Source organism: Erwinia sp., from assembly GCF_031978025.1.
Lineage (GTDB): Bacteria > Pseudomonadota > Gammaproteobacteria > Enterobacterales > Enterobacteriaceae > Erwinia.
On sequence record NZ_DALZCD010000021.1, the window covers coordinates 14,401 to 25,044 of the forward strand.

At 53.0% G+C, this 10,644-nt stretch carries 12 protein-coding genes; 9 read left to right on the forward strand and 3 right to left on the reverse strand.

Annotated features, from left to right (window positions below):
• Positions 1 to 720 precede the first annotated feature (720 nt).
• From yqaB to luxS, 4 genes are all read left to right on the forward strand, one after another.
• Entirely contained in the window at positions 721 to 1,287 is a 567-nt protein-coding gene (gene yqaB, locus RTK32_RS03075) for a fructose-1-phosphate/6-phosphogluconate phosphatase (RefSeq protein WP_312042048.1), read from the forward strand.
• Positions 1,284 to 1,709 (forward strand): YqaA family protein, encoded by a 426-nt coding sequence (locus RTK32_RS03080; RefSeq protein ID WP_312042049.1) that lies wholly within the window; start codon positions 1,284 to 1,286, stop codon positions 1,707 to 1,709. Before yqaB ends, RTK32_RS03080 begins: the two co-directional genes overlap by 4 nt.
• 31 nt (positions 1,710 to 1,740) lie before the next feature.
• A complete protein-coding gene (gene gshA, locus RTK32_RS03085) occupies positions 1,741 to 3,342 on the forward strand; it encodes a glutamate--cysteine ligase (RefSeq protein WP_312042056.1) in 1,602 nt (533 codons plus the stop codon).
• A gap of 154 nt (positions 3,343 to 3,496) precedes the next feature.
• Positions 3,497 to 4,012 (forward strand): S-ribosylhomocysteine lyase, encoded by a 516-nt coding sequence (gene luxS / locus RTK32_RS03090; RefSeq protein WP_125287466.1) that lies wholly within the window; start codon positions 3,497 to 3,499, stop codon positions 4,010 to 4,012.
• A 58-nt stretch (positions 4,013 to 4,070) separates the two neighbouring features.
• On the opposite strand, the gene RTK32_RS03095 is transcribed toward luxS, so the two are convergent.
• Together RTK32_RS03095 and RTK32_RS03100 are read right to left on the reverse strand one after the other, a co-directional pair.
• Complete coding sequence (locus RTK32_RS03095) at positions 4,071 to 5,357, reverse strand: HlyC/CorC family transporter (protein ID WP_312042050.1); 1,287 nt, start codon at positions 5,355 to 5,357, stop codon at positions 4,071 to 4,073.
• Positions 5,358 to 5,382: 25 nt separating this feature from the next.
• Complete coding sequence (locus RTK32_RS03100) at positions 5,383 to 6,174, reverse strand: inner membrane protein YpjD (protein WP_312042051.1); 792 nt, start codon at positions 6,172 to 6,174, stop codon at positions 5,383 to 5,385.
• 158 nt (positions 6,175 to 6,332) lie between these two features.
• Here RTK32_RS03100 and ffh point away from each other — a divergent pair, with 158 nt between their 5' ends.
• The 5 genes from ffh to rplS all read left to right on the forward strand — a co-directional run bounded on the left by ffh (position 6,333) and on the right by rplS (position 9,860).
• A complete protein-coding gene (gene ffh / locus RTK32_RS03105) occupies positions 6,333 to 7,694 on the forward strand; it encodes a signal recognition particle protein (RefSeq protein WP_312042052.1) in 1,362 nt (453 codons plus the stop codon).
• Positions 7,695 to 7,830: 136 nt separating this feature from the next.
• Positions 7,831 to 8,079, forward strand: a complete 249-nt coding sequence (rpsP, locus tag RTK32_RS03110) for a 30S ribosomal protein S16 (RefSeq protein ID WP_124234201.1) — start codon at positions 7,831 to 7,833, stop codon at positions 8,077 to 8,079.
• 18 nt (positions 8,080 to 8,097) lie between these two features.
• Positions 8,098 to 8,646: a ribosome maturation factor RimM gene (rimM, locus tag RTK32_RS03115; RefSeq protein ID WP_312042053.1), complete on the forward strand. Its 549-nt coding sequence runs from the start codon at positions 8,098 to 8,100 to the stop codon at positions 8,644 to 8,646.
• Entirely contained in the window at positions 8,643 to 9,452 is an 810-nt protein-coding gene (gene trmD, locus RTK32_RS03120; RefSeq protein WP_312042054.1) for a tRNA (guanosine(37)-N1)-methyltransferase TrmD, read from the forward strand. The genes rimM and trmD overlap by 4 nt, the downstream gene beginning before the upstream one ends.
• 45 nt (positions 9,453 to 9,497) lie before the next feature.
• On the forward strand, positions 9,498 to 9,860 hold the full coding sequence (rplS, locus tag RTK32_RS03125) for a 50S ribosomal protein L19 (protein ID WP_024965502.1): 363 nt from the start codon (positions 9,498 to 9,500) through the stop codon (positions 9,858 to 9,860).
• Positions 9,861 to 9,922: 62 nt separating this feature from the next.
• Here rplS and RTK32_RS03130 read toward each other — a convergent pair whose 3' ends face one another.
• On the reverse strand, positions 9,923 to 10,522 hold the full coding sequence (locus tag RTK32_RS03130; protein WP_312042055.1) for a glutathione S-transferase family protein: 600 nt from the start codon (positions 10,520 to 10,522) through the stop codon (positions 9,923 to 9,925).
• Positions 10,523 to 10,644 lie beyond the last annotated feature (122 nt).

A 10,644-nucleotide genomic window follows, 5' to 3' on the forward strand; every position in this document is an offset into this window, starting at 1 on the left:
AGTACTCGGCTACGAACCGAGCGGTCGGAGGTTCGAATCCTCCCGGATGCACCATTTAAGGAAGCGTTGCAGCCATTGTGTTCTGGCAAAGCAGTAATTATCAGCCGGTAACGCAAGGGATGATAACGTTGCTTTAGCAATCGCCCTTCATGTTGAGACGCAGATCGAGTCATCCTCCCGGATACACCCCGTTCCAGCTATTCTTTAGTCCTGTCAGCCCAGCCATATTGTAGAAAACCTGCAGCATGTACAGGGAAGATAACATCGCCCGGCGATGGTCAGAAGAGTAGAGCGCCAGATGCATCATCCTCCCTTATGCCCTTTTTTATTCGGTTAGTCGTGACTCTGCCTGTCATACTCTGGTCAGTTCAAAAAGCCCGACAACTCTGCCCTGACAAACTGCAAAATTGCCTCCCTCTATTTTCCCGTATAATGTGTTTTGCCACCTTAACCAAAATGCAGTCTCATTTTCGCCAGATATTTACGCCCTCCTTTTTAATCTTCCTGTGGCCCATCAAGTTAATTCCTGGTCAGGACGGGGAATATATCGTGACACTTTTGTGCTTTTTACGGCCATTTAAAGCCCGTCTTTCATCGGGATATAATCTGATAATAAAAAACCCTATATGTTTCAAGGCATTTGCGGATCCATGCTGACAGCGACAAGTTGAGTGCTTTACGCTAAAGTAAACGTTCGTTGATTCAGGGACGGAGGCTCGCGTGTACGACAGTTATGACGGCTTGATATTTGATATGGATGGCACGATTCTGGATACGGAGCCTACGCACCTTAACGCCTGGCGAGCCGTTCTGGCACGCTACGATATGCGCTTTGATGAACCGTCACTGAGTAAACTTAACGGCTCGCCGGCGTGGCGGATAGCGGAAACTATCCTCAACAGTTACCAGAGCAGCCTGGATCCTCACCAGCTGGCCGCAGAAAAAGCCGCGGTGTTGAAAGAGATGCTTTTCGATACCGTACAGCCGCTGCCGCTGGTTGACGTAGTGAAAGCTTACCGGGGAAGACGGCCTATGGCAGTCGGTACTGGTAGCGAGCACGCCGTAGCCGAAGCACTGCTTCAACATTTAGGGCTTCGCCATTATTTTGATGCGGTTGTCGGCGCTGACGATGTAAAGCGCCACAAGCCAGAGCCTGATACGTTCCTACGCTGCGCCGAATTAATCGGCATCGCGCCTGAGCGCTGCATTGTATTTGAAGATGCTGATTTCGGTATTCAGGCCGCGCAGGCGGCAGGTATGGCTTTCGTTGATGTCAGGCGTCTGTGAGCGACTGGCTATACGGTTCAATGTTTGTCAGCGGTTTCCTGAGCGCCACGCTGCTGCCGGGAAACTCAGAAGTGCTACTGGTTTCGCTGCTGCTATCGGGGAAAGTCTCCGTATTCGGCGTGACCGGTATTGCCGCCCTGGGGAATACCCTGGGTGGATTAACTAACGTTATCATCGGTCGCTGTCTGCCCGTAAAACAGCAGGGACGATGGCATAACACAGCAACGGCGTGGCTGCACCGATGGGGGCCCGCTGCGTTACTTCTTAGCTGGTTGCCGGTTATCGGCGATCTGCTTTGTGTTCTCGCAGGTTGGCTTCGCTTCGCCTGGTTTCCGGTTGCGCTCTGGCTCGCCGTAGGCAAGGCGTTGCGCTATAGCGTGCTGGCTTTCGCAACATTACAGGGCATGGAATGGTGGCAGTGATTCGCTAAGCGTCGCTATCATGATTAACATTATGCTGAACAATAATAAATTTTTCCCCAAGCGGGAGGTCAATTTGATCCCGGACGTATCACAGGCGCTTTCCTGGCTGGAAGCTCACCCTGAGGCAATGAAAGGTATTGGTCGCGGCATTGAGCGCGAAACGCTGCGTGTTAAACCTGATGGCCATCTGGCCACCAGCGGGCACCCTAAATCTCTGGGGTCAGCCTTGACCCACAAGTGGATTACCACTGATTTTGCGGAAACACTGCTGGAATTCATTACGCCGGTAGATCGTGACATCGATCATCTGCTGGCTTTTCTGCGCGATATTCATCGTCATGTCTCACGCGATCTTGGTGCGGAGCGGATGTGGCCTATGAGTATGCCGTGCCTGATCGACGACAGCGATAAAATAGAGCTGGCGCAGTACGGGCGCTCCAATATCGGGCAGATGAAAACACTCTATCGTCAGGGCCTGAAAAATCGCTATGGCGCGCTGATGCAGGTTATTTCCGGCGTGCACTACAACTTTTCGCTGCCGCTCTCCTTCTGGCAGGCCTGGACAGATGGCAAAGAAGGGCAGAGCAGTACGGACGCGATTTCCGACGGTTATCTGCGCCTGATCCGCAACTATTATCGTTTTGGCTGGATTATCCCTTATCTGTTTGGCGCTTCCCCGGCCGTGTGTTCCTCTTTCCTGCAGGGAAAAGAGACGAACCTGCCGTTTGAGCAGACTGAAAATGGCCTGCTCTATCTGCCTTACGCCACGTCTTTACGCCTCAGTGATTTAGGGTATACCAATAAATCGCAAAGCGGGCTGGGCATTACCTTTAACAACCTTCCTGACTATGTTAAAGCGCTGAAGGCGGCGATTAAAACGCCTTCAGAAGAGTATGCGCGCATGGGCGTGAAGGATGAGCAGGGCAACTGGCTGCAGCTTAATACTAACGTGCTGCAAATTGAGAACGAGCTTTATGCGCCTATCCGCCCGAAACGCGTTACGCGTTCAGGCGAGAATCCTTCCGATGCACTGCTGCGCGGCGGCATTGAATACATAGAAGTGCGCTCGCTCGACATCAACCCTTTCTCGCCTACAGGCGTGGATGAAAACCAGGTGCGCTTCCTCGATCTGTTCCTGATCTGGTGTACGCTGGCCGACGCGCCGGAAATGAGCAGTGAAGAGCTTCTCTGTACGCGCGCCAACTGGAACCGCGTCATTCTGGAAGGACGCAAGCCGGGCCTGATGTTGGGTATTGGCTGCGAAGAAGCGCAGTTCCCGCTGGCAGAAGTCGGCAAGAATCTGTTCAAAGACCTGCAGCGCGTGGCGGAAACCCTCGATCGTCAGCAGGGCGATGGCCACTATCAGGCCGCCTGCGATCGTTTAGCCGCCTCGTTTGACGATCCCGATCTGACCTATTCAGCACGTTTCCTGACTGCCTTAAAAGAGAACGGTCTGGCCGGTACGGGACTGGCGCTGGCAGAGCAGTATCACGCGCAGCTGGCGAATGAGCAGCTGGAAATCCTGACGGAGAGTGACTTTGAGCAAGAGGCTATTCGTTCAAACGTTAGCCAGCAGGAAATTGAAGAAAGTGATACGCTTAGCTTTGAAGACTTTCTGAAAAGCCGAAGCTAGCGCAAAAGAAAAAGGCCACATCAATGTGGCCAAATTAACATCTCTGTGTTGTCAGGGATGATGATAACAAAATGCGCGTCTTTCATAGATTCAGACCACGGGACGTCAGAGAAAGTTTCATCACTGCGAAAATAAATTTATCAGAGGTAACCATATGCCATTGCTGGATAGCTTTACCGTCGATCATACCATCATGGCGGCGCCTGCGGTTCGCGTAGCGAAAACCATGAATACGCCGCATGGCGATACCATTACCGTTTTCGATCTGCGTTTCTGCCGGCCAAACAAAGAAGTCATGCCGGAGCGCGGTATCCACACGCTGGAGCACCTGTTTGCCGGGTTTATGCGTAATCATCTGAACGGCGACGGCGTTGAAATCATCGATATCTCGCCAATGGGCTGTCGTACCGGTTTTTATATGAGCCTGATTGGCACACCGGACGAGCAGCGCGTGGCGAAAGCGTGGAAGGCAGCGATGCAGGACGTACTGAAAGTCACCGATCAGCGTAAAATTCCTGAGCTGAACGAGTATCAGTGCGGCACCTATGAAATGCACTCTCTGGATGAGGCGCAGGATATTGCGCGTCACATTATTGAGCATGATATCGGCGTGAACCATAACGACGAGCTGGCGCTGCCGCAGGATAAGCTACAGGAACTGCACATCTAGTCACTTAGCCAGGCTTCTCAGCCTGGTCAGCTATCCCCCCTCACGCGGGGGATAGCGCTTAAGAACCCACCGACTCTTTCAGCGGCTTTTGCGGCGTAACGCGAACCTGCTTGATCATATTTTCCTGTACGTCGAGGATGTCGATCGCATAGTGACCGATATGCACCGTCGTCGCCGGTAAAGGAATATCTTCCAGTACTTCCAGGATCATACCGTTAACCGTACGGGCTTCCTCTTCCGGCAATTGCCAGTTAAAGGCCTTGTTCAGCTCGCGAATGTTAGCGCTGCCTTCAATCAGAACCGAGCCGTCATTCTGCGGCATGACTTCTTCCGCCAGCGTAGGGGACATTGAGGTGGTGAAATCGCCGACGATCTCTTCCAGAATATCTTCAATGGTGATGAGTCCTTTGATATCGCCATATTCATCAACGACCAGACCCACTTTCTTCTTGTTGCGCTGGAACTTAACCAGCTGAATGTTGAGTGGCGTGCCTTCCGGTACGTAATAAATTTCATCCGCCGCGCGCAGCATAACCTCTTTAGTGAACTCTTTTTTCTCCGTCATCAGACGGTAGGCTTCCCGTAGACGCAGCATACTGATCGCATCATCCAGCGAGTCACGGTAAAGCACGATGCGGCCATGCGGCGAGTGGGTAAGCTGGCGGACGATGGATTTCCAGTCATCGTTGATATTGATACCCACAATTTCGTTGCGCGGCACCATGATGTCATCCACGTTAACTTTTTCGAGGTCCAGTACGGACAGCAGCATATCCTGATTGCGGTGCGACATTAACGTGCGGGATTCATAGACGATGGTGCGCAGCTCTTCTTTACTCAGCGCGGAGTTGGCCGTTCCATCCGTCTTCATGCCCACCATACGCATCAGAATGCGGGTAATAGTGTTCAGCAGCCAGACCAATGGCATCATCACGATTTGCAACGGGCCTAACAGCAAGCTGCTGGGAAAAGCGACTTTTTCAGGATAAAGCGCGGCAACGGTTTTCGGTAAAACTTCGGCAAATACCAGCACCACAAATGTCAGGATACCGGTAGCGATAGCCACGCCTTCGTCGCCGTGCAGACGCATCCCGACGATGGTGGCCAATGCGGAAGCCAGAATATTGACCAGGTTGTTGCCAATCAGCACCAGACTGAGGAGACGGTCGGGGCGGCGCAGCAATTTCTCTACCCGACGGGCGGCGCGATCGCCATTTTTAGCCTGATGGCGCAACTTGTAGCGATTGAGGGTCATCATGCCGGTTTCGGAGCCGGCGAACCATGCCGACACCAGCACCATAACGAAAAGAATAATAATCAGCGTGGTGGTTGAAACTTGTTCCAACGAGGGAATTCCTTGTAGTGGAGGATCAGGAGGACAAAAAGTGTTGCAGCATACGACTGCCGAAATAGGCCATGGTCAGCAGGAACGCGCCGCCAAAATTGAACCAGGCCACGCGGCGTCCACGCCATCCTTCATGATAGTGACCCCAAAGCAAAACGATATAGACAAACCAGGCCAGAATCGACAGGACGGCCTTATCTACGTTTTCAGGGCTGAACAAATCCTGCATATAAAACAGGCCGGTACAGAGCACCAGCGTCAGCAATACCACCCCTATTTGGGTGATATGGAACATTTTGCGCTCAATGGTCATCAGCGGCGGGATATCCCTGCTGAAAGCCAGCTTTTTATTTTTCAGCAGCCAGTCTATCCACGCCAGCTGCAGCGCATAGAGTGCCGCAATCATTAGCGTAGCATAGGCAAACAGCGCCAGCCCTATGTGCACCATCATACCGGGTGTGGTTTCCAGATGGGTGATAAACGCATTGGGCACAAAGGTCGCGAAGGCCAGATTGATAAGCGCGAAGCTGTAAACCAAAGGCAGCAGGATCCAGCCACGGTTGCGTGAGGCCACGATAGTCATAATGGCGCAAATCAGCAGGCTGACCAGCGAGCCGATATTTAACAGACTCAGGTTCTGGCCGCCTTCCGCGGTGAAAATACGCTGTTCCAGTGCGACGCCATGGCAAACCAGCGCGACGACAGCGGAAACAACGGCCATGCCTCGCCATGCGCTCTGCTTGCGCAGCAGGCTGGGAATAATCAGAGCAAGGCTGAAAGAGTAGGCGAGCAGCGCCAGGATCGCAAAAACGGACATAGGTGGTACCGGCAAGGCTATGAAAAAAAGCAGTATAGCGCCAGCCGCCGCTGGCTCCAAACGATCTCAACGCAGATGGCTGAGATCGCCGCGTCTTCATGTTATAATCTGCGCCATTGTGTCGCCTGGCGACCTCTCATTACGTTGAGCGAGAGACGATGTTTGATAATTTAACCGACAGATTGTCGCAGACCCTGCGCAATATCAGTGGCCGTGGACGGCTGACAGAAGACAACATTAAGGACACCCTGCGCGAAGTGCGCATGGCGCTGCTTGAGGCAGACGTTGCGCTGCCGGTAGTGCGTGACTTTATCGGCCGCGTTAAAGAGCGTGCCGTGGGCCACGACGTCAACAAAAGCCTGACCCCGGGTCAGGAGTTTGTGAAGATCGTTCAGAATGAGCTGGTCGTCGCCATGGGCGCCGAAAACAACACGCTCAATCTGGCCGCTCAGCCGCCAGCTGTGGTGCTGATGGCGGGCTTGCAGGGTGCAGGTAAAACAACCAGCGTCGGCAAGCTGGGTAAATTCCTGCGCGAAAAGCACAAGAAGAAAGTGCTGGTTGTGTCTGCCGACGTTTATCGTCCGGCGGCAATTAAACAGCTGGAAACGCTGGCAGAGCAGGTCGGCGTTGACTTTTGTCCGTCCGATCTGAGCCAGAAGCCGGTCGATATCGTCAAAAACGCCCTTCAGCAGGCTAAGCTGAAGTTCTACGACGTGCTGCTGGTGGATACCGCCGGTCGTTTGCACGTTGACGAAGCGATGATGGACGAGATCAAACAGGTTCACGCCGCCATCAATCCGGTAGAAACCCTGTTTGTGGTCGATGCCATGACCGGTCAGGATGCGGCGAACACGGCAAAAGCTTTTAACGAAGCGCTGCCGCTGACCGGTGTCATCCTGACCAAGGTGGACGGTGATGCACGTGGTGGTGCGGCGCTCTCTATCCGCCATATTACCGGCAAGCCTATTAAATTTATGGGTGTCGGTGAGAAAACTGAGGCGCTGGAGCCGTTCTATCCGGATCGTATCGCTTCCCGTATTCTGGGCATGGGCGACGTCCTGTCGCTGATTGAAGATATCGAAAGCAAGGTCGATCGCGCGCAGGCGGAGAAACTCGCCAGCAAGCTGAAAAAAGGCGACGGCTTCGATCTCAATGACTTTCTGGAGCAACTCAAGCAGATGCGCAACATGGGCGGCATGGCCAGCCTGATGGGCAAACTGCCGGGCATGGGCCAGCTGCCGGATAACGTTAAGTCGCAGATGGATGACAAGGTGCTGGTGCGCATGGAGGCAATGATTAACTCCATGACCCGCAAAGAGCGTGAGAAGCCAGAAATTATCAAAGGTTCCCGTAAGCGTCGTATCGCGACGGGATCCGGTATGCAGGTGCAGGACGTTAACCGCTTGCTTAAGCAATTTGACGACATGCAGCGCATGATGAAAAAGATGAAGAAGGGCGGGATGGCCAAGATGATGCGCGGCATGAAAGGTATGATGCCGCCGGGCTTCCCGGGCCGTTAATCGAGCCGGAAAAGCGCTCAGGCGAATTAGATTGCTTTTTGCGCCAAAATGAGTAAAATTTTCGGGCTTTTTATATTGCACCCGGGCCCCGTTCCCTCAATGGGGCCCGGTTGTTTTATTAACTAAAGAGGATGTTATGGTAACAATTCGTTTGGCACGTCACGGCGCTAAAAAGCGTCCGTTTTATCAGGTAGTTGTCACTGACAGCCGCAACGCTCGCAACGGTCGTTTCATCGAGCGCGTAGGCTTCTTCAACCCAATCGCTTCTGGTCAGGCTGAAGCACTGCGTCTGGATCTGGATCGCATTGAGCACTGGGTTGGCCAGGGCGCTACTCTCTCTGATCGCGTTGGTGCGCTGATCAAAGAAGCTAAGAAAGCAGCTTAATCTGTCACGGTGGTCAACATGAGCAAGCAACTCACCGCCCAGCCGCCCGCTAACCCGTTAATTCTGGGAAAGATGGGATCGGCCTATGGTATTCGTGGTTGGCTCAAAGTGTTTTCCTCCACCGAAGATGCTGAAAGCATTTTTGACTACCAACCCTGGTTTATCCAGCGGGCGGGTCAATGGCAGCTTATCGAGCTGGAAGGCTGGAAGCGCCACAATCAGGACATGATCATCAAAGTCAAAGGCATTGACGATCGTGATGCCGCTACGCTACTGACCAATTGCGAAATTGTGGTAGACGCGGAGCAGCTGCCTCCTCTGGAAAGCGGTGACTATTACTGGAAAGACCTTATGGGCTGCCAGGTAGTGACCACGCAAGGATACGAGCTGGGCAAAGTCATTGATATGATGGAAACCGGTTCAAACGACGTACTCGTCGTGAAGGCAAACCTGAAGGATGCGTTTGGTGCGAAGGAGCGGCTGGTTCCGTTCCTTGATGGACAGGTTATCAAGAATGTCGATCTCACTACCGGCACTATCGAAGTAGATTGGGATCCTGGTTTTTGAGCTCCGGACAAGACGGTAACACTCCGGCGCAGTCGATGTGGATTGGCATAATCAGCCTGTTCCCTGAGATGTTTAGCGCAATTACCGAATACGGAGTAACTGGCCGGGCAGTAAAAAATGGCCTGCTCAGCATTCAGAGCTGGAGTCCTCGTGACTTCACTCATGACCGGCACCGTACCGTGGACGATCGTCCTTACGGCGGCGGACCGGGAATGCTAATGATGGTTCAGCCCTTACGGGATGCCATCCACGCAGCAAAAGCGGCGGCAGGAGAAGGCGCTAAGGTGATTTATCTTTCACCTCAGGGACGCAAACTCGATCAGGAAGGCGTTTGCGAGCTGGCGACCAGCGAGAAGTTAATTCTGGTGTGTGGTCGCTATGAAGGGATTGATGAGCGCGTTATTCAAACCGAAATCGATGAAGAATGGTCGATCGGAGATTACGTGCTCAGCGGTGGGGAACTGCCGGCAATGACGCTGATTGATTCAGTCGCCCGGTTTATACCCGGCGTACTGGGCAAGCAGGCATCGGCCGAGGAAGATTCGTTTTCCGAGGGATTGCTGGACTGTCCACACTATACCCGACCTGAAGTGTTAGAAGGGATGGAGGTTCCGCCAGTTCTGCTGTCGGGCAACCATGCCGAAATTCGCCGCTGGCGCCTGAAACAGTCGCTGGGCCGTACCTGGCTAAGAAGACCTGAACTTCTGGAAAACCTGGCTCTGACTGAAGAGCAAGCAAAGTTGCTGAAAGAGTTCCAAAAGGAATTCAGCCAGCAGCATAACGATGATGGGCAGTCCGGGCTGTAGCCGCGGTGCCTGAATATCAGTTTACCCAGGATAAGAGATTTAATTATGAGCAACATTATCAAGCAAATCGAACAAGAGCAGATGAAACAGGACGTACCTTCATTCCGTCCGGGCGATTCCGTGGAAGTGAAAGTATGGGTTGTTGAAGGCTCCAAGAAGCGTCTGCAGGCATTCGAGGGCGTGGTTATCGCTATTCGTAACCGCGGTCTGCACTCTGCATTCACCGTTCGTAAAATTTCTAACGGCGAAGGTGTTGAGCGTGTCTTCCAGACTCACTCACCTGTAATCGACAGCATCGCTGTTAAACGCCGTGGTGCCGTACGTAAGGCCAAACTGTACTACCTGCGTGAGCGTACCGGTAAGTCTGCACGTATCAAAGAACGTCTGGGCGCTAAAGCAGCATCCTAAGTTAATACGAAACTGGGGGCTGGCCGAAAGGCCGGCCCTTTTTTTTATCCGTAAAACACGCGTCAGGCTGTGCGGTTATTTCTTTCCAGCGCTTTGCTGAACGCTTCCCTTCGCTGACAGTTCTCTACGTAACGGGTTAATTTATCGTCAGCCGGTAATCCGCACAGTTGCGCCCACATCAGGGTATGCGAAAGGAAAATATCCGCCAGCGTAAAGTGCTCGCCAGCGATCCAGCCCTCTTCGGGCACGGCAATAGCGCTAAGCGTCTTACAGGCGTCACCAAACATTGCCTCGATCACGGCTGGTGAACGCAGCGCCTCAGGCAGCAGAAATTTATGCTTGATCAGCGTCCAGATGGGCGATTCCAAATCGGTCAAAGCGAAGCTGAGCCACTCGTTTACTTTGGCCTTGCGTAATGGATCCGTCGGATAAAGTTCCCCATCACCTTTTTTTTCACCCAGATACTGACAGATAGCTACCGTTTCAAAGATAAGGTTTCCCTCGTCCTCCAGGACAGGAACTTTATGTAAAGGGTGGGGCGAACAGGCTAACGGCTGCGTAGAAAACAGCTCTACCGGAGAGGTGGTGTAATCGAGCTGGAGTTCTTCCAGCGTCCACAAAACCCGCAATGAGCGGCTTTTAGGAAAGGTATAAACGTTCATTTAGCGTGCGGCCTCGCTAAGCAGGGCGACAACCAGCGGTGAAAGCGCGTGACGTAGAGAGGCCCGCTCGGATTGAAATAGCGTGGCGACAAAGAAGCGGTGACCGGGCAATTCTATGCCGC

Excerpts from the sequence above, each read along its gene's own strand:
- gshA (WP_312042056.1), top strand. The coding sequence starts at position 1,741 with ATGCTGAACAATAATAAATTTTTCCCCAAGCGGGAGGTCAATTTGATC.
- rplS (WP_024965502.1), top strand. The coding sequence starts at position 9,498 with ATGAGCAACATTATCAAGCAAATCGAACAAGAGCAGATGAAACAGGAC.
- ffh (WP_312042052.1), top strand. The coding sequence starts at position 6,333 with ATGTTTGATAATTTAACCGACAGATTGTCGCAGACCCTGCGCAATATC.
- luxS (WP_125287466.1), top strand. The coding sequence starts at position 3,497 with ATGCCATTGCTGGATAGCTTTACCGTCGATCATACCATCATGGCGGCG.
- RTK32_RS03130 (WP_312042055.1), bottom strand. The coding sequence starts at position 10,522 with ATGAACGTTTATACCTTTCCTAAAAGCCGCTCATTGCGGGTTTTGTGG.
- RTK32_RS03100 (WP_312042051.1), bottom strand. The coding sequence starts at position 6,174 with ATGTCCGTTTTTGCGATCCTGGCGCTGCTCGCCTACTCTTTCAGCCTT.
- rpsP (WP_124234201.1), top strand. The coding sequence starts at position 7,831 with ATGGTAACAATTCGTTTGGCACGTCACGGCGCTAAAAAGCGTCCGTTT.
- rimM (WP_312042053.1), top strand. The coding sequence starts at position 8,098 with ATGAGCAAGCAACTCACCGCCCAGCCGCCCGCTAACCCGTTAATTCTG.